The organism is Rhizomicrobium sp., from assembly GCA_037200045.1.
Classification (GTDB): domain Bacteria; phylum Pseudomonadota; class Alphaproteobacteria; order Micropepsales; family Micropepsaceae; genus Rhizomicrobium.
The window spans coordinates 783,126-802,987 of the sequence record JBBCHM010000001.1; the positions used below are offsets into that span (position 1 = coordinate 783,126).

12 protein-coding genes are annotated in these 19,862 nt (G+C 64.3%); 6 read left to right on the forward strand and 6 right to left on the reverse strand.

The genetic code is table 11. The features are described from left to right. Positions 1-77 precede the first annotated feature (77 nt). From WDM86_03465 to WDM86_03480, 4 genes are all read right to left on the reverse strand, one after another. Positions 78-818: a hypothetical protein gene (locus WDM86_03465; GenBank protein MEI9989074.1), complete on the reverse strand. Its 741-nt coding sequence runs from the start codon at positions 816-818 to the stop codon at positions 78-80. A 35-nt stretch (positions 819-853) separates the two neighbouring features. After that, on the reverse strand, positions 854-3,589 hold the full coding sequence (locus WDM86_03470; protein MEI9989075.1) for a filamentous hemagglutinin N-terminal domain-containing protein: 2,736 nt from the start codon (positions 3,587-3,589) through the stop codon (positions 854-856). A gap of 52 nt (positions 3,590-3,641) precedes the next feature. After that, positions 3,642-5,393, reverse strand: a complete 1,752-nt coding sequence (locus WDM86_03475) for a ShlB/FhaC/HecB family hemolysin secretion/activation protein (protein MEI9989076.1) — start codon at positions 5,391-5,393, stop codon at positions 3,642-3,644. A gap of 346 nt (positions 5,394-5,739) precedes the next feature. Further along, entirely contained in the window at positions 5,740-7,425 is a 1,686-nt protein-coding gene (locus WDM86_03480) for a DUF6065 family protein (GenBank protein ID MEI9989077.1), read from the reverse strand. 438 nt (positions 7,426-7,863) lie between these two features. Here WDM86_03480 and WDM86_03485 point away from each other — a divergent pair, with 438 nt between their 5' ends. After that, the gene (locus tag WDM86_03485; protein ID MEI9989078.1) at positions 7,864-8,220 is read left to right on the forward strand and encodes a hypothetical protein; all 357 of its coding nucleotides are present in this window, start codon (positions 7,864-7,866) and stop codon (positions 8,218-8,220) included. Between the two features lie 61 nt (positions 8,221-8,281). On the opposite strand, the gene WDM86_03490 is transcribed toward WDM86_03485, so the two are convergent. Next, entirely contained in the window at positions 8,282-11,290 is a 3,009-nt protein-coding gene (locus tag WDM86_03490; GenBank protein MEI9989079.1) for a hypothetical protein, read from the reverse strand. A gap of 19 nt (positions 11,291-11,309) precedes the next feature. Further along, positions 11,310-12,947 (reverse strand): peptidoglycan-binding protein, encoded by a 1,638-nt coding sequence (locus tag WDM86_03495; protein MEI9989080.1) that lies wholly within the window; start codon positions 12,945-12,947, stop codon positions 11,310-11,312. Between the two features lie 341 nt (positions 12,948-13,288). On the opposite strand from WDM86_03495, the gene WDM86_03500 reads away from it, so the two are divergent. The 5 genes from WDM86_03500 to WDM86_03520 all read left to right on the forward strand — a co-directional run bounded on the left by WDM86_03500 (position 13,289) and on the right by WDM86_03520 (position 19,810). Continuing rightward, positions 13,289-14,929, forward strand: coding sequence for a Na+/H+ antiporter (locus tag WDM86_03500; GenBank protein MEI9989081.1), 1,641 nt, complete (start codon positions 13,289-13,291; stop codon positions 14,927-14,929). Between the two features lie 453 nt (positions 14,930-15,382). Further along, positions 15,383-15,781, forward strand: coding sequence for a spore coat protein U domain-containing protein (locus tag WDM86_03505; protein MEI9989082.1), 399 nt, complete (start codon positions 15,383-15,385; stop codon positions 15,779-15,781). A gap of 1 nt (position 15,782) precedes the next feature. Further along, a complete protein-coding gene (locus WDM86_03510) occupies positions 15,783-16,517 on the forward strand; it encodes a fimbria/pilus periplasmic chaperone (protein ID MEI9989083.1) in 735 nt (244 codons plus the stop codon). Between the two features lie 42 nt (positions 16,518-16,559). Then, positions 16,560-18,920, forward strand: coding sequence for a fimbria/pilus outer membrane usher protein (locus WDM86_03515; GenBank protein MEI9989084.1), 2,361 nt, complete (start codon positions 16,560-16,562; stop codon positions 18,918-18,920). After that, complete coding sequence (locus WDM86_03520) at positions 18,899-19,810, forward strand: spore coat U domain-containing protein (GenBank protein MEI9989085.1); 912 nt, start codon at positions 18,899-18,901, stop codon at positions 19,808-19,810. Before WDM86_03515 ends, WDM86_03520 begins: the two co-directional genes overlap by 22 nt. Positions 19,811-19,862: the final 52 nt, after the last annotated feature.

Genomic DNA, 19,862 nt, shown 5'->3' on the forward strand with positions numbered 1-19,862 from the left:
AAAAACTTCACCACTTCGAACCAGAACTGACCGGTACCCGGCGCCGAGATCGGCTTCGAACCGAGGATGTGGGCGTATTACCGATCGGGGGCCTTGACGCCGGACATCGCGAAAACATCCGCGATCTTCTTGATCTCCGGCAGGATGTAGATGACGCCGTTCGTGCCGGTGAATGTCTTGAGCACGACGTCTTCGTAGAATTTCACCGGAACGTTGATGCAGCCATAGGTGATGCGCTTGTCGAGCGGCGAAGGCGTCGCCAATCGCTGCAATCGATGATCGCCGGGATTGCCGGTGATCACGCGGTGCATGGAGATCGAAGCGCCGTAGTCGATCCAGAGAATGTCCTGCTTGAAGTCGTGGCCGAGGGCGGCCACGAACCGGCCCGCCGGAGTCGTTCGGTCTTGCGGACCTATCGCCGATAGTTTCCGGCTGCCTATGCCGGGAACGGAGTCGTCGCCGCGGGCCGTGCCCAAAAGCGCGAAGGTGGCGCCGCGCAACTGCCCAACATTGTCGAAGACGAATACTTTCGCCCTGATCTTGTCGACGATCGCGAAGGGCAGGCCGTGATTGTCACCCGAGGCCACCACCCAATCGGCAACGAGCCGCGCGTCGTTCGAGGCGACTTCTCCCAGGAAATTCGCTCCTTGGGGCTTGCCCGCTGGTGACGATGGCGCAAGCCGCGTGGACGTATCGGAGTTGGCGGGAATTGCCTCGTCGGCCATGGCGAAGCGCGGAGCGTCACCCGCCGAAGCGAGGGTCGGCCACGCCAGCACGGCCGCCGCTAGGGCCAGGCGAATTCCAGTGTTGATCCTCATGACTTCTCCGCTTTGCGTCCGATCGGACCCGGGCCCTAGTAGCGATCCTGCTTGGGCGGATACACCGGCGCCACATAGGGCGCGGGCGCCACGGGCGTTGGCGCTACCGGCTGGACCGGCATTCTGACGCCACCGCCGAGCACGGCGAACTCCACGCCTCCGATCATCTCGATCGCCGGGGAAGGGACCTCAGATATCACAATCGGCGGCGTCGTCGGTGTCGGTGTCGGCGTCGGTGTTGGTGTGGGGGTCGGTGTTGGAGTCGGAGTCGGCGTAGGCGTCGGTGTCGGTGTCGGTGTGGGAGTCGGCGTCGGAGTGGGGGTCGGCGTAGGCGTCGGTGTCGGCGTGGGCGTTGGCGTCGGCGTTGGTGTGGGGGTCGGCGTAGGCGTCGGCGTCGGTGTCGGTGTGGGAGTCGGCGTCGGAGTTGGCGTCGGTGTGGGAGTTGGTGTCGGTGTAGGCGTGGGAGTCGGCGTTGGCGTGGGTGTCGGTGTCGGTGTCGGTGTCGGTGTCGGTGTCGGAGTCGGAGTCGGAGTCGGAGTCGGAGTAGGCGTTGGAGTCGGCGCCGGCGTGGGAGTCGGCGTGGGTGTGGGTGTTGGCGTAGGTGTCGGGGTTGGTGTCGGGGTGGGAGTCGGCGTAGGCGTAGGCGTAGGTGTCGGAGTTGGTGTCGGAGTCGGAGTCGGCGTAGGCGTAGGCGTAGGCGTAGGCGTAGGCGTAGGTGTTGGTGTCGGCGGAGGTGTTATAGCCGGGGTTATGGTTCCGGCGGTTCTTGACCCTGGCACGCAGCAGGAAACCGGCAGGGCGTACAGGGCCGCATTGGGGCCGGTAAGGCTGTAGCCGGAATAGGTGATGCCGATGCCGGTCCCGACGCTCGGGTCGTCGAAAGCGGCGGTGGCGTCGGGACCGGCAACCAGGGTGACGCCGGTTGGGGTGCCGCTGTCGGGGGTGCTCTTGAGGGATGTGAGCGTTGTCGCGGTCGTGCCGTCGAACACCTTGTCGCCGTCGGGGAACACGAGCATGTGCTGGGTCAGCGTCGCGCCGCCGGTCAGGGTGAAATTGACGGAATAATCGGTCGGCGCGGCGTAGGAGACCGGATCGTAGTTGATGGTGACCGGCGCATTCGGGCCCGTGACGGTCGTGCGGGGGGCGAGGGGAACGAAGATCAGCGTGCCGCCGGCGACGCCCGGTCCGGTGCCGCCATTGCCGGCGATCATCAGCAGGCCGAGGGTCAGGCCGAGGCTCTGAGCGGGGATCGCGGCCCCCCCGGTGAGGGTGATCGCCGCGTCCACCGTGATGTCCACCGCGGCGCAAATCGTGACGTTTCCATCGGTCGTCGTCATGGAGCCGACCGGGTTCAGGAACACGTTGCGTCCGGCGCTCAGCAGGACGCTGCCATTGGTCGTGGTGATGGCCGCGTTCAGATTGATGTCGCGGCCGCAACAGACGACGAAGTTGCCGTTCGTGGCGGTGATCGCCGCGTTCAGGTTCACGTCGCGCGCCGCGTTCAGCGTCAGCGTGGTGGTGGTGGGAGCCGCCGTCCAGCTGACGGCCTCGTTGATGTTGATGTCGCCGTTGCCGGGTGTGGTTGAGTGAAGGCCGGATGTGGGCGGGGTGCCGGGCGTCGTCGTGTCGGGCGCATCCACCGTGTCGATCGTCACGCTGTTGGTGACCAGAAGGGCCGACAGCGTGGCGCCGGAGATGTTGCCCGTGGTGCCGCCGACGGTGAAGTCCTGCGGATCGATGTGCCAGGTGCCTGTCAGCCCCAGGGGCGCGGCGGTGGTGATCCTGGCGACGTCCGCGATATTGACGGTCTGGGCCGAGGTCTCGATCGCCCCGCCATTGCCGCCCTGGGGCGCGCTGGCATCCAGCGTTCCGCTTATGTTCGTCGTGCCGTTCTGCATGTCGCCCAGCAGCCGGATCGTGCCGCTGCGGTTCTCGAGGGTGCGCGCCTCGACGACGCCGGTGTTGTTGACCGCCGCCCGCAGGAACTGGCTTGCCGACTGCGCCGTCATCAGCACCTGGCCGCCATCGGCCTGGATCAGGCCGCCATTCTGCGCCAGGGCGCTCATCGCGCCCTGATCGACGGTGACGTTCAGCAGGCCGTTGCCCGCGACGTCGAGCGTCATGGCGTTGCCGGCGGCGAGGGCCACGGTTCCCAGCTTGGCGGAGATCACGCCGTTGTTGCCGACATTGGCGCCCAGCAGGGCGACATAGCCGCCATCCGCGGTGATCGCGCCGTCATTCCGCACCGCGCCGCCGGTTCCGGCGAACTGATAGCGTGCGGCCATGAGGTTGGCGTCGGTGATGTCGAGCGTCGAAGCGACGAGGCCGCCGACATTCACCTGGGCGCCGCGGCCGAACAGAATGCCGTTGGGGTTGACCAGGAATATGTTGCCGTTGGCCGATATGCTGCCGAGGATCGTCGAGGGGTCGCCGCCGACCACCCGATTGAGGGCGACCGAGCTTGTGTTGGGCTGCACGAAGGTGACGGATTCGGCGCGGCCGACGCTGAAGCTCTGCCAGTTGATCGCCGCGTTCTGGCTCGACTGGTGGATCGTGAGGGCGTCCGGAGCGCTGGTGATGCTCGCGCTGCCCGCCGAAACCACGCCGCCCGCCGGCATGGCCTGGGCGGTCGAGGCGAGCGTCAGGTAGAGGATCCCGGCGACGGCCGTGGTGTTGTTCAGAACGTTCTTCCACCGCGAGACGGCGGGCGCGGGACGGGCGCCGTGACGGCTGACGACGGGGGCTCGAATGGGCTGGCGTTCGGTATGCATAGGCGTGTCCTTTGACAAAAGTATCGCGCGTATGCATGCCGACGCGCCGACATTAGAAAAACTTCACCACTTCGAACCAGAACTGACCGGTACCCGGCGCCGAGATCGGCTTCGAACCGAGGATGTGGGCGTAGGCTAGCCGGACCGCGAAATCGTCGTTGTCCGCCCAGTTGAGCCCGACGCCGGCACCGCTGCGCGTCGCGCTGTTCGGGCCGGGGAAGAAGGGCGACTTGTCAAACCGGACCCAGCCCGTATCGACGAAGCCCACAAACTGCATCCGGCCCGGAAGCTCGTCCCACACCTTGGGGAGCCACACCCGCCCTTCCAACGTGGCTACGTAGCCCTCGTCGCCATAGTCTTCGCCTTCCGGATAGGCGCGTACGCCATAGGCGCCGCCCAGTTCCATCTTCTCGGTGATGTCGAGGTTTTTGCCCGCAAACTGTCCCCTGACGCCCGCGAAGATCTCGAAGGGGCCATAGACGGTCTGCAGCCGATCCACGCTGAAATTCAGCTTGCTGTATCCGCCCTGGGTTCGCAGCGATGCCGCGTCCAGCGCGCGCGCCAGCGGCGTCTTGATGTCGAGATTGCCGATGGAGACATAGAGCGAATAGTTGTCCCAGCCGCCGCCGCCGAGGGAATCGCGGTGGTCGCCGGTCACGCCGAGGGTCACCACGTTCGCCGTCTTGTCGGTGACGGTCGAGAAGGCATCGATCCGGTCCTGGAAGATGCGGTGATCGGCGTCGACCAGTACACGCAGATTGTCGTCATACGATCGAATCACCGGGTAGCTGGCATAGAGACTGGCGGCCTGTTCCCAGCCATTCGCGTCCAGGATCTCGAACTGCTTGCCGAGGCGGTAGTGAAAATAGGCGTAGGCTGCGCCGACGGTCACGTCGCCCAGTTGTCCCTGGTACGAGCCGCGGACGTATTGCATGCCGTCGCCGGAGGTCAGCACGCGCACGCTGGCGACGTCGCCCCATCCCAAGGGCTCGTTGAAGTTCACGGTCCCGCCGCCCTGATAGGCGCCGGTGTAGGGACTGCCGTAATTGTCCGCATCGATTTCGCCCGTGACCGTAGGGCCGGGGTTCAGGTCGACCAGCAAATCGGAGGTGCCGACGTCGGAGCCGGGGCTCAGCGTAGATCTGACATCGACGCCGGGAAGGTCTGAGAGCAGCAAAAGCCTGCGATCGAGAGGCCCCGCCTCGACGAGATCCCCTTTATCCAGGCCGTCCAGGATGTCCTGCGCCACGCCGTCATGGACTTTGGACTGATTGCGCAATTTCACCGCGCCATAGCGGCCCTCGATCACTGCGATCGTCACCACGCCGTCCTTGATTTCTTGCGCCGGCAGATAGGCCTGGGCGACGACGTAGCCATGCGCGTTGTAAAAGTCGGTGATCGCCACGGCCATGTGCCGCAAGTCGGAAAGATTCGCCTCGTGCCCCGGCGTGAACCCCGTCACCGCGATGAGCTGCGCCTCCGAGAACCGCGTTGCGCCGGTGATGTGCAACGCATTGACCACGACGGAAGGCCCGACCGGTCCGGTCTCCGGCGGGGCGCCGCGATGCTCGATGCGGACATCGGGGATCGCCTGTGGCGCGACAGGAGCCGGCGGCAACTGCGAGCTTTGGCCGGGCACGATGGCCTGACCGGCAGCATTGTTGCTTAGTGCCATTGGCATGATCACCGGAAGTATTAACCCATAAACCAATCTGATTTTCATTTGCCCTTCTCCATATTTAACATTCGACAAGTTAAGGAATAATTCGTATTTGCAGACTGCGATCTTGTATTTATTTTCCAAATATTGGAACTATCGTTTGGGGAACGTTTGCGGTCGACGTCCGCGGCGACCGATTCATTCCGAGGTTTGGCGAGGGCGCACAGCCGTTCCACCGCGCGCCCGTCATGGCGCGTGCTTCGAGCGGAGCCTGTGACCGAGAAAGCCGGTATCGCCTGGCGAAGACGCTGGGCGACAGGTCATCCGGCCGGAAAGACGGCCAGAACCGCAGCCACAGCGTACGCGAGAGCATTACCGGCCTATCAACCGAACATAGGCTCAACGGCTGGCTACGAATTATGGTTGCACAGGGCCGACCATTTATTTGGCGCCCGTTTTCCGCGCAGTCCGCCGCTTTTTGAGCGTTTTGCTAGCCCCGCGGATAGTCGGCGTGGAAGTCGTTGCGCCAGCGGAAATTCGTGAAGGTGATGGTCACGCTGAAATCGAGCGACTTTACCTGATGCCACCAGCCCAGCGGCATGAAGAGAATCTCTCCCGGCGCAAGCAGCACATCGTAGAAGCGCAGCCCGGCCAGACGCGGGTGGCGCGCCAGATCGATGTCGGGATCTTCGAGATCCGGAATCTCGCTGAATACATGCCGGACGTTATAGATCTTGCCGACCTCGGCGGCGGGCGCGAGCCTGACGCGTTTGCGGCCGACGATCTGGGCGATGAAATTGTTGGTGAGGTCGTGGTGGAGGGAGGTCACGGTGCCGGCGGGACCGATCCACATCATTCCGTGGGGAACCGCGGCTTGGCGATCGAGAAACTTGTCCAAAAACCCAAGGTCGCCATGCAATCCCGATAAGACGTCCGCGTTGCGCTCCGAATTGTAGGCGGTGAGATAGGCGTCGTTTCCCGCGCCGGGACGCTGGATCTGGTCGATGAAAACATCGAAGGGCGCCTCTTGGCGGTGGGCGTCCTTGTTCAGCTCGAATTGCCGATCGCCGACGCGTCCGCCCTGGAACTCGATCGGCCGAGCGCCGATAGCGGTCTTGAGGTAATCCGGCGTCCAGCGCGCCAGGGCTGGCCAGTCCGCCATTTCGCCCGTCAGGATCACCGGCCGGTTCGCCGCGTAGTACCGCTCAAGAAACTCTTCGGTGCTGAGTCCGGAACGCCGCTCGATGGTAGTCAGGCCGGGCGCCAGGTCGCGCTGGCGCTCCAAGGCTTCCAACAGCCATTCGCGTTTCGCGAGGGCCAGACGCAGCGCGGCGTTCCCCTCGGATGCGTCCGGGATGTTCGCGGGGAGGGGCGGTTGCACCGCCTTTCGCGGCGGAGCGTCATCGTCCGGCGCGGCGGGGACAGCGGGCGCGGCGCTCCGGTCGAACCGCGGCAACCGCAGCTTGGCGCGATGATCCTTGGCGAGGCTCTCGCCGCTGGCGTCGACGCCGCGATAGTAGTGCTTTTGCCAGCGGTCCGCCGGTGCGCTGGGCGGGTTGGTCGCCATGCGCTGATGAAATTCGTCGCGCGCCCGGCTCCAGGCCCGAAATCGCTCCATCGTCGCCGGATCGGCTTCCAGGGGCTCGAATTTCGGCGTGAAAGCTTCGATCGCCGTCCGCTGGAGGGGAAAGAGGAAGCAGATCGGTTCCAGCGCGTCGAAATGGACCCATTGGCCGGGCTGCGTGAAGCGCCAATTCATGGTGAACGTGAACGGCGACCAGTCGGTCTCGACGATCCCGGTCAGGGGTGAGATGCCGTTCTTCGCCCGGTTGGGTGATCCGCCCACCCAAAGGTTCCATCCTTCCGGCGTGCGAAAGATTCCCTCGATGTGGAAGGTGATCACGCCCTGGCCGAACAGCGATACCGGAACGCTTTCCGGCTTGGCGCCTTGCTCCGGCCGGATGGTAATCGCGTCCACACCCGCTTCGCCGTTCCAGATGGCGTCGAACGCGCAGGGGCTGAGTACCTCCCAGCCGTGAGCGTTGGCGATATTGAGCGGCAGGCATCGATAGGCGAAGGCCTCCGGCGTTTCGTCCATCCAGCGGCGCGTCGCGGGCGCCGGCCGAATAAGCGGCGCCCATCCGGGGTGAAGGTAGCAAATCAGGTCCATATGCATCCTCGCCGCCGAACTTGCCGAATGCGACTTTGCCGCCGGCAACGCCCGCCAGTGCCGGGACGCGCGCGCTTCCGTCAGATCGCCCGTTGGCGGCTGTCCGACTTGAACGAACGATGTCAGCTAATCGTGGCCGGCGCATCACAAATATTCGGCGACATCGACGATGAGTCGCCAAGACATGGCGCCCCACATGAGCGAAGCTGGACTCGGACACGGCCCTGTACCAGCGCATCAACCGGTTGGAGCGGGAATGGCGCAAAACGCCATCCGAAGCGCCGCTTGCGCCGACCGACCTGAATGGCAAAAATCCGGGCCTCGCTGGCGTCGACGGCGTGCTTTCCTGGATAAAGCGCTGGGTGTTCTACCCGGTCCGTCCTTCACCAACGCCGCTCTTTGCGTGTATCATTGTCGGGGCTTGGCTGGGGAGCGCGTAACGCAATGGTCAATAGGTCGAACTGGACAAGAGCGATTGCTTGCATTTCGCTGATTGGCGTTTTGTCGGGCGTCACGGTCGCCGCCACGGGCTTCAACCGCTTGTCACGGGAGGTGACGATCAAGAACGGCACCCGGACGGCAATAGTGTCCCTCCAGGCGAAAGCGCCTGGGGCGGAGGCTTGGCCGCTCGATCTGCTCAATCGCAGGAATCTCGGCGTGCAAAAAAGCGTAACGCTTTCGCTCCACGCGACCCCTGAGTGCCTCTACGATCTCAAGGTGGTGTTCGAGGACGGCCATCGCATCCTCAAGCAGCGCGTCGATCTTTGCAGGCAGCCCGCTTTTCTCCTGACGGATTTCTAGACCGCGATCCGGCGGCGCCGTCAGATTGCGTGGCACGTCTTCGAACCAGGCGAATGCGGCTCTAGTGGCCGGAAGCCGGTGCGCAACCCGTCGCGTTTTTCCGCGCGGCGAGCGTGCACAGGACGCGTCGATAGGAACCGAGCACGCGATCGACGTCCTGATCGTCGTCTTGCGTCGAAATGCTCGTCGTCGGCGGTTTCGTCCGGACGCTCGCGGATTCCATGCCGTCCACGGCATTGTCCATCGACTGTCGGCCGTTGCTCGAGAGCACCCAGGATAGGGGGATCTCCGTTCTGGTGTGGTTGCGAAACCGCAAGGTCACGGCACAGACGCGGTAGTCGCATCCGATGTCGTCATTGGCGCTCGCGGCGGCCTGCGCGGGCGCGGCGCCCTGTGCCGTGAGCTGCTCCACGAGCGCGGACACGGCTCCCAAACTGTCGAGCGAGTATTCGGCGCGTTCGTCGCGCGTCGACAACAGGGCGCGGAGCGGTGAGAGCATCTCGTTCCAGCTGTTGTCGGAAGCCGTTGCGTCTTCGTCGCAGCCGGTCTCGATGGAGTTGCGGGTGCACGGCTCGGACTGGATCACGATAACGATGAAAACGGCGTTGCGCGCTGCGTCGAGCTGCGCGCTCTTGCCGGTGGGATAGGAAAGTTGCTGGCCGATCAGATATTGGACCATGCCGGAGAGCAGCCAGGTCCCCGAATTCTCGAAATAGCCTCCGTCGACATAGTGGCCTCCGCTATAGGAAAGCCGGCCGGCGGGCGTCAGATACGGAAATCGCGCGCTGACCACGGCCGCGGTGCTCAGGGGAATCCGGTCGTCGACCATTCTGTCCTGCAGGGTCAGCCGCTCGATCTGGCTGGGCGCCGGCTTCACATTGTCGAACGCGCCCTCGTCGATTTGCGCCTTGTCGCGGAAAGGCGTCGCGAGCCCGGGCAGGTGCACCGTCGCATAGGGAATGACGCGGCCGGTCCCGGCCTCCGTGGTGTTCAGGAAGAGATAGGGCACCGCGCTTTGAGAGGCGGGGCTCCCGTAGAGATTGAGCGCGTTTTCCGCCATCCGCGACTGGTCGCAGAGGCCGCAATTGCCGGTCGTCGCTTTTGCCCATGCGCCCTCGATGGCGTATTCGATCGCGCGCGATCGGTCGAATTGCTCGATGGGCACCGGAACGAGCCGTTGGAGCGCATCCGGAAACAGCGTTGCGCCAAGCAGGGGCGAGAGCAGATCGGCCGACAATGTCGTGCGCGCCCGCGCGACGATGGCGCCGGTCTTTGCGAGGCCGTCGATATTGCAGCCGGGCGCCGCCAGATTGCGGGCATGGTCGGCCGCGAGGCCGGCGAAAACGGCGGAGCCGACGCTGCCGCCCGACACGCCGCTGATCAGCAGCGTGTGCTGTGCAAACGCCGGGCAGCGTTCCTGCAGGGCGGCGAGAACCGATGCGGTGAAATAGGCGGCGCGGATTCCGCCGCCCTCGGTCGCGATCAGGAAGACCGGATAGTGATCATAGGCGTTCCAGTCGCGCCGGCTTGCGATCCAGCCGGCGAAGTCCAGATCCGGCCGGCGGTCGGGCTGAACCGTGCCACTCACCGCCGCCGTATCGACGATGCGCAATTCGTGATTGTCGTTCAGGTCGAAGCCGGCGAAAGTGATCGCGGCGACCAGCAGGATGATCAGCAGCGGGAGCCGCGTCATGTGCGACAGATAGGCGAGATGAAAGAACAGGATCGACGCCGCGGCGCCCCAGAGCAGAATGACGGCGGCCGGCCCCAGATATTGCGCGATCCAGAAATTGCGCAGATCGACGAACAGCAGGAATATCAGGACGCCAATCAGAAACAGGCTCCCGATAAACCAGCGCCAACGGATATCCAGCGCGACAATGCGGGCCGCGGCGCCCGTAAACCGGCGTCCGACGCTTCGGGATTCGCGCGGCGCCCCGCTCGCGGCGAACACGCTGCCGGCGCCAAGGCTCGCCAGCACGCTGATGGCGGCATAGAGCGCGCCGATGGCCCATACGGAGAAGATTTCCGTCTGGGACAAACCGAGTTTGGCCGAGGGTCTCAGATAGACGTAGAACAACTGCCCGGCGAGCGCGAAGCCGAGACCGATCGACGCCAGCCGCGGCAGCCATCGGCGAAAATCGCGCGCGATGCGTCCGCCGGTTCCAAGACGCGGCACGGTCAAATCGAGAAAGATCGCGGTCGCGAGCCGCGCCGCGATGCAGCCGGCGTAGAGGGAGATCAGTTCGAGAATGACCTGCAGCGGCGATACGTTGGAAACCGCGAAAGGCGCGGCGCGAATGTAAGGCTGATAGCGCAGGATCGGCGCGCCGCTCGGATCGTGCACCAGCCTTCCCAGCAGGCCGTTGGGCGACGAGCCGTCGTCGAGGAGCCCGACGAACGCCGCGATATAACGCTCCACCGCGTCATAGGCGGTTCCGGTGCCGCTCCGCCAAATCCCGAGAATCGCGCCGGCGAACATGATCGCAAGCATCAGCGGGAAAAGCGCGAAGCTCCACGTTATGAGCAGCGTGGGCTTGCCGGTCGTCAGCGGCCGCGATGCCGGTCCCTTCGGCAGCGCCGCGACGGCGAAGCCGATGGCGGCAAAGCCCAGGCCGGCGATTCCGGCGATGGTCCGTTGTGCTCCCGTTGCGAGCGCATTCTGCTCCAGGGCGAGTTGCAGGATCGGGATGCCCGTCGCGACCGCGACCGCGACAGGCAGAAACCGCGGCAGAAGATTCGCGAGGAGGCGCGAATTGCCGATCCCGGTATAGAGCTCGGGCGCCACGAGTTCGATCATCGCTTCGCCCGTGTAGCGAATCGCCAGGCAGGCGAGCAGCAAGGCTCCGGCGATGACCACCAATTGATACGGCTGGTCGACGATCGAGTAGCGCAATGCTTCGCGCATCGAGTCCGGAATTGCGACGTCCGACAGGATGAAGACCAGCACGAGCGAAACGAGCAGCGGAACGCGCGCAAGAAGGATCGTATAGACCCCCGCGCCATAGGCCCGGACCGGTATTGACTCGTCCGACCCGGTTGGCCCGTCCGCCGCACTCAACTCTGCCATGGCCCCCGCCCCGCCGCGCCTATGAAAGCTGGCTCTGGATATCGTGCGCGATGTTCTCGACCGTCTTTTCGTCGGCCTGTGCCTGGGCCAGCGCGCTTTGGACCTTCTTCAAATCGATGCGAGAGGCGACCAGGCGGTACAGCGCGTAGCAGATCAGCGCCAGCGCAAGAATCCGAATGCGGAACAGCCATTCGTTGGGGATGGCTTCGGCGATCGCCTGCGCATAGGCGCCCGCGTGCGACAGAAATGACGACAAGTCCGTGGTCGATTGGGGAAGGTTCGGCACGGCCACGGTACTGAAGGCGGCGCCTGGCTTGGTCGCAGACGTCCACGGCCCGGCCTGAACCCAGGCAATGGCATCGCGCGCCTGGGCAAGACCCAGGATGGCGACACTGGCGGTCGCGGCAAGCACCGGACGGCTCTTGGCCATCACGTTTTCCAGTACGGTGCTGATCGCCTTGCCGTCGGGGAGCGAGGCGGCAACGGCGGCCGGTCGCTCGGTCGAGACTTGACGTATCAGCTCCTTATGCCCGTCCGCGATGCTCTTTTGGATTTTCTGGACGCCGGATTGCACCTCGGCGCTGACATGCTGCTTGATATCGGAGGACGGATCGCCGCTTGACGGAGCCGGCGCGGCGGCGGGCGGCGCTACCGGTCGAGGCTGCGCCATGGCGGGCATCGGCTCGTCCGCGACGGCGGTGGCCGGCGAAGCCGGCGCCGACAGCGGCATGTCTTCGAGCAGGGTCCGTGTCACCGGACCCACGATGCCGTCAGCCTTCAGATCGTTCGCCGATTGGAAAGCCCGAACGGCCGCGTCGGTCGCGGCGCCGAAAGTCCCATCATCCGCCACGCGGATTCCGGCGCGGGTAAGGCGTTGTTGGAGCCAGCTGACATCGGGGCCGGTCATCGGCGGATTCTTGAGGCGCAGTTGGCGGCGCGGCGTACCCTCGGCCGGCACCTTGACCGGATCGCCGACGTTGAAGGCCTCCGCCGAGATGGTAAGGCCGCGAACCTGAAGCGGCAGGTTGAGCGTCCAGTTGCCGGCTTTGGCGATCTGCTTGAGTGCGTCCATCCGATAGACGGTCTTGTGCAGAAGCGCGTTCGGCGAGGACGCCAGCCAGGCGCGACGCGTATCGAGGTAATGGCCCATCCAGGCGTCCTCGCCGATATCGCGAAGCTCGCCGTATTTCTGTCTCGTGCGGTCGCGCACGCGGGCCCAGGAGCCGTGCACGGTGCTGTCGTAAACGATCGCGGCGCCCAGCGCCGATTGAACGCCCAGCGCATCGGCGGAACGCGCCGCGGGATCCCAATAAACGCGATCGAAGAAGCTATCCTGGACCTCGCGCATGACCGGATCGTCGCCCGCGTCCTTCAGCAGGCTGCGGAGCGCGAGATCATGGTCCAGCGCCGGATCGCATGCTTCCAGTTTGGCAAGATAGGGCTTGAAGTCAGTGCTCAACTGGCCGTCGGGGCGCTGGCAATAGTCTTGAATCAGGAGCGCGAGGTTGCCGCTTGCGAGCGTCGTCTGGGATCGCCCATAGGTGAGCAATCCGGTGTCGCCAGACATGAGGGTGACGTTGCTGTAGTCGCCCTTAATCGACCCAGTCTCGAAAATATTTACAATTGCTTGTGCCGCTGCCTTCTGCAGCGCTGCCAATTGCATAGGTGCCCCCCACCCGAGCTACCAACGAACTATAATACGTCAAATTGACTCTAAAGCCAAACGTGACAGCAATACGACAAGTGGCGAGCTTGGATTGCCTTGAGCCGCTGTTGGGTGATCGCGCTGCTAACGGGTCCGGCGTTGGAAGCGCGGTGCCATCAAGCTACGCCGAGCGTCGCCACGATCGCCGGAACGACGATTCAGAGCATGATGGCGATGGAAGCACCGCCCGTTTGCCGCGCTGCAAGCCAGCCATTGCAATGAGAGCGTCCGGCTTGCGAGAAACCCCGCACGTGTCCTCGAGGCGGGGGCAACGAGCTTTAGGGAGCGGCTTTTTGGAAGCTATAACGATCATCCTGGTTCTTCTGGCCGCCGTCGTCGCAAGCAGCGCCATCGTGCGCATGGCGCCGCTGCCGCTGCCTCTTCCTTTCGTCCAGATCGCGCTCGGCGCCCTGATCGCCTTCACCTTCAACTTCCGGATCGCGCTCGATCCGCAGATATTCCTGCTGCTGTTCATCGCGCCTCTGCTCTTCCTCGACGGCTGGCGCATTCCGAAGGAAGGATTGTTTCAGGACAAATGGACGATCGTCGCGCTCGCGCTTGGCCTGGTCGTGTTCACCGTCATCGGAGCCGGCTTCTTCATCCACTGGATGATTCCGGCGATGCCGCTGGCGGTCGCATTCGCGCTCGCCGCGGTTCTTTCGCCGACCGATGCGGTCTCCGTGTCCGCCATCGCCGCGCGGACACCCATCCCCAAGCGGCTGATGCACATCCTCGAAGGCGAGTCGCTGCTGAACGACGCGTCGGGCCTGGTATGCCTGCGCTTCGCGGTTGCCGCCGCGGTGACCGGCACCTTCTCCCTCGTCGAGGCCTCCGCCATCTTCCTCTGGCTGGCGGCGGGCGGCATCGCGGTCGGCGTCCTCGTGAGCGTGCTGACGAATGTGGTGAAGGATTGGATCTCCAGGCACTTCGGCGAGGAGACGGGGACGCAGATCCTGGTCAGCCTGCTCATCCCGTTCGTGGCCTATATCGTGGCCGAGGATTTGAAGGCATCGGGTATTCTGGCGGCCGTCGCCGCCGGAATCGTGATGAGCTACGAAGAGCGGACCGGACGGGCTTTGGCGATCACGCGCATCCGCCGCACCGCGGTGTGGGACGCCGTTCAATTCGCCGGCAACGGCGCGATCTTCGTGCTGCTCGGACAGCAGCTTCCCGGCATTGTCGCCGGCGCGGGGCAGGTGATCCACGAAACGGCGCAGCAAGGCGAGTTGCGGCTGCTGATCTATGTCGTGGCCATCAGTTGCGTGCTCATCGCCCTGCGGGCCTTGTGGGCGTGGGCGACGCTCGGCTTGATCCTGTTTCGCGCGGCCCGTAGCCGGCAGACGGTCCAGACACCCGGCTGGCGCGTGATCGCGGCGATGTCGCTGGCCGGTGTGCGCGGCGCCCTGACGCTCTCCGGCGTGATGACCCTGCCTTTGACGCTGCTGGATGGCGAGGCGTTCCCGGCGCGCGATCTTGCGATCATCCTGGCGGCCGGCGCGATCCTGATGTCGCTGATCGCGGCGAATATCGGACTGCCCTATGTGATGAAGGGTATGACGCTGCCGCCGGACACGCGGCCCCAGAAAGAAGAGGACGAGGCACGCCTTGCGGCGGCGCAGGCGGCGATCAAGGCGCTCGAACACGATCTGCGCCAGACGGGCAAGGAAAGGGAGGATGCCGACCTCTACATGCAAATCGGCGCGCAGCTCATGGAAAACTACCGGCAGCGGATCGAGACCCGGCTGAAAACCAGCAAGGACAACGATCTCGCCCGGAAGGTCGATGCGATCGAGCGCAAGCTTCGCCTCGTTGCCCTTGGCGCCGAGCGCAAGGAGCTCTATCGCATCGGTCATTCGGGCAAGCTGGCGGAGGAACTGATCCGCAAATTGGTGCGCGAGGTCGATCTGCAGGAATCTCGGTTCAGCGTCCGCTAGCCCCGAGGCACCACGGTGGTCTTTGCGAAGGCAGCCGCCCACCCACATTGTCAGCTTACAGATCAAGCGCATGCTCTTGCGGTGCGCCGGGAACTCCGAATTGCAGAAAGCGATCGTCCTTGTCCGCGTCTAAGTAATTATCCTCGCTACTTTTGCGACATATTTAGTAGTAAGAGCATCAATACAGAATTATGCCGGTAGAACGCGCCGAAATATTTGCTGTCGCGGCAGTTATTATTTCTCTATCCAGGAGATATCGCCATGTCCTTCGCGCAGGCCCGGGTGTCCGTCCCGCAAGCTCGTCAAGTGGCCAGCGGGGCACTTGTCTCGGTTTGGCACGGCTGGCGACCGCGATCCCGGAGGCTGAAAGGCGCCGGCGCGAAATTTCTGAGCGCGGCGCTTCTTGTCGTTCTGCCCGCGGCTTCCGCGTTGGCCGCGACGACGACCGCTTCGGTGGCTGTCTCGGCAACCGTCGTCGCAACTTGCGTGGTTTCGGCCAGCCCATTGGCGTTCGGCAATTATACCGGCGTCCAGTCGGACTCGACCGCCACCTTGACGCTCACCTGCACCAACACCACGCCCTACAATGTCGGTCTGGGCGTCGGTCTTGCGACCGGCGCGACGGTGACGACGCGGGCGATGACGGGTCCGTCGGCGGCGACTCTGCCCTACGCGATGTTCTCGGATGCCGTCCGGACCGCTAACTGGGGTCAGACTATCGCGACCGACACCGTTCCAGGTACTGGCACGGGCTCTGTACAAACCCTGACCGTTTATGGACGCATCGCGGGCGGTCTGTATACCGCGCCGGGCGCCTACAACGATACGGTCACGGCAACGGTGACCTACTAAAATGGAAAAGCAACGAATTGCGGCAACGATCGTCGCCACGTTCTTCCTGATTTGCGCCGCCGGATCGGCGCAAGCGCAATCGATCACGGTGCTGCCGGTCAGCATTCAGATGCTGCCGGGACAGCAGGCCACGACGCTCACCATCATCAATCAGGGCAGCGTCGAAAACGCGGTGCAGATTCGCGCCTTCACTTGGACGCAGGTCAACGGCGAGGAGCAACTGACGGCTTCCGACGACGTCCTGGCCAGTCCGCCGCTCGCGACCATCGCTCCCGGCGCCACGCAGGTCGTCCGCGTGGTCCTGCGTAACCCGGCGGCGGGCAAGGAGGCGACCTATCGCATCCTGCTCGACCAGATTCCGCCGGCCGCGGCGCCGGGAACCGTGCGCATAGCCCTGCGCCTGTCCATTCCGGTGTTCGCTCCTCCGCCCGTCAGGGTGGCGCCGCATTTGGCGTTTCGCGTGGAAAAATCCGCGTCCGGGCAATCCTATCTCGTCGCGGACAACACCGGCACGGCCCACGAAATGCTGCGCGACATGCAGCTGACGACGACGGGCGACGGCGCCAAATTGAACGTGCGATCCGGACCGTCGCCGTATCTGCTCGCGGGGACCACGCGTCGTTGGGCCATCGCTTCGGACTCTCTGCCCGCGACCGGCAACAGCCTGCACCTCACGGCGCATGGCGTGGACCACGACATTGTCGAGGACGTCCCAATCGTCGTTGAGCGTCCCTAGTGGCCGATGCAAGGCTTGCCGCGACCGTTCCTCACGGGGATCATGACACTCGCGTTCGCGGCAATACTGCAACCGGCCGAGGCGGCCGACCAGAAGCTTCTGCTCGACGTCTATGTCAACGGCTATGCCATCGGGGTCATCGGGCAGTTCACGCTGCGCGACGACGCGCTGTTCACGCGGCGGAGCGAGCTCAGCTATCTCGCGTTCCAGGTTCCGCCCTCCCTGATCGCCCAGCCGGATGATCTTATTCCTCTGGCGCTCTTGCCGGGGGTGACCTGGCGGCTCGATATGGCGAACCAGAGAATTTATGTCACCGCGGCGAATGACCGGCGATTGCCGAAGCAGTTGGAGACCGAGGGCGGCCCGACCGGCGATGTGAGCATCCAGAGCGGTACTGGCCTGACATTGAACTACGATGTCCAGGGCAGCATTTCCGGAGGCGAGAAGCAGGCGACCGGCCTGTTCGACCTGCGCGGGTTTTCGCTGTGGGGGGTGGTCAATTCCGGGCTTCTCGTTCGCGCCGTGGCGGGCAACGGCTACGGTGCCGGCACGACGGTCATCCGTCTCGATTCGACGGCGGAATATTCCGATGTCGATACGCTGCGCCGCTACATGATCGGCGATTTCGTCACCGATGATTTGAGCTGGATGCGTTCGGTTCGCTTTGCCGGCGCCCAGATGCGATCGGACTTCAGCATGAAGCCGGATCTGGTGACGTTCCCGCTGCCGACATTGGCCGGCGCGGCGGCGGTGCCGTCGACCCTGGACGTGTTCGCCAACGGCGCCCATGTGCTGTCGAGCCAGGTCCAACCTGGCCCTTTCGAAGTTCCCAATCTGCCGATGGTCACCGGGGCCGGCGATATTTCCATGACGCTGACGAACGCCCTGGGCAATCAAATAACGTCGACGGCGTCCATTTATGTCGCGCCCACTTTGCTCGCGCCCGGCCTTGAGACATTCGCGCTACAAGGCGGTTTTGTGCGGCGCTATTTCGGCGTGCTCAGCAACGATTATGGCGCGCTGGCGGGCAGCGCCGTGTATCGCCGCGGCCTGACCGACGATTTGACCGTGGAGGCCGGTGCGGAAGCGACGTCCGGCATGTACATGGCGGGCGGTGGCATCAATTGGAACGCCTTCAACTGGGCGGTTCTCGACGCCGCCACCTCCGTCAGCCATGGTCTCGGCCACACCGGAATGCAGATAGCCCTCGGCATCCAGCATCTCGGAACGGACTTCAGCTATTCCGGCACGGCCATCTACGCCGACAAGAACTATCTCGACATCGCGGCGATGAACGGCGACCCCGTGCCGCGATTGCAGCTCACCGCGACCTTGGGCATCACTTTGGGGTCGTATGGCGCGCTCGGAATCGCCTATGCCCGCATCGACCAGGCCGCCACGCCGGTGCCTGGATCCAACCCGCTGTCGTCTCAGTCGATCAACGATCCATCGAACGGAACGCTCGGTATTGTCGATCGCGATCGGCCCGCGCGGCTGTTGTCCGCGAGCTATTCGATCCAGATCCAAGACATCTCGCTCAGCGCCACGGCGTTTCACAATTTCGCCAGCGATAGCGGCAGCGGGGCATTGCTGAGCCTGACGCTGCCGCTGGGGCCCCGCAGCTCCGCCAGCGCCAGCGTCGGCGGCAGCCCGTCGGGCGGGGGCTTCGCGCAGATACAGGCGCAGCAATCGGCGTCCGACGTCGGCGATTGGGGCTATCAGGCCTACGCCTCCGAAGGCGAGGGCACCCATGCGTTCGGGGAGGTGCAATACAAATCGCCCTACCGCCTGTACTCCGTCGGCGTCGACCAAAATGCCGGTCAGACGCAGGTCCAGGTGGAGACCCAGGGGGCATTCTCGTTGGTCGAAGGCAACTATTTCGGCTCCAACCCCATTCCGGACAGCTTCGCTCTCGTCAAGACCGGCAACGTGCCGGACGTTCACGTCCTGCAGGAAAATCGCGACGCCGGGACCACGAACCATAGAGGGCTGCTGGTCGTGCCGGACCTGCGTTCGTTCGAAATCAACCATCTCGCCATCGATCCCAGCGATATCCCGCCCGACGCGACGATCGACACGACCGCGCTGGAAATCCGCCCGCAGGACCGGTCAGGGGTCGTGGTCGATTTCCAGGTCAAGTTCAACCATGGCGCCCTGCTGAAATTGGTGGACGAGGGCGGCAAACCGATGCCGGTCGGGAGCAAGGTTACGCTGTTGGCGACGGGAACCGGCTATCCCGTCGGGTATGACGGCGATGCCTATGTCGAAAATTTGCAAGCTCATAACGTGATAGAGGTCGAACGGCTGGACGGAATGAGTTGTAGGATCGCCTTCGACTACAAGCCGATACGCGGCGACATCCCCAAGATCGGGCCGCTGTCATGCCGGATGGGCGCGCCATGAAACAGAAAACCTGGTCCGTCGCTGCGGCGGCGTGGCGGATGGTGGGCGCGGCATTGCTCTTGCTGCTGATGATGCCATCCACGGCATCGGCGGTGAGCTGCAGCGGCTCGTTCGGGACGGACAATTTGGGCTTATATCGCGGAGTGTTGCTGAGCGCGGGCACGACCCCGGGTTCGATCACCTGTCCGCGGAATTTCTCCTACAGCATCGGATTTTCCGCCGGCACCGGCAGCGGCGCGACCACGACGCTGCGCAAGATGACCGGGCCAAACGGCGCCACGCTGAACTATAGGGTATTCCAGGATTCCGCCTATACGGTGAACTGGGGCAACACCAACAGGGGCGACGCGAAATCCGGCATCGGCACCGGCGGGGCACAGTCGGTTCCCGTCTATGCGCAGATCCCGGCAAATCAGTTTGTCGCACCGGGAACCTATCAGGACACGATCACCGTCACCGTGTTCAATACGTCCCCGTTGACCACCTTCACCTTTGGCGTCGTCGCGGTGGTCCAGGCCGCCTGCACGATCTCGGCCACTCCATTGGCGTTCGGCAACTATATGGCCGTGCAGAAGGACACGACGGGAACGCTCACGGTGACCTGCACCAACACGACGCCTTACAATGTGGGCCTATCCGTCGGGCTGGCGCCGGGCGCGACCGTGCGCACACGCGCCATGACGGGTCCGGGCGCGGAAACGCTGAACTATGCGATATTCAGGGACAGCACGCGAAGCATCAATTGGGGCAATACGGTCGGGACCGACACCCTTGTCGGCCAAGGCACGGGTTCTACCCAAAGTCTCTCCGTTTACGGACGAATTCCCGCCGGACAGAATCGACGCCCAGGTTCCTATGCGGACACGGTCATCGCAACGATCGCTTACTAATTGCAACCCGCTGGCAGCCGCCGCGAGGTCGGTTCTTGCCGAATGGTCGGCT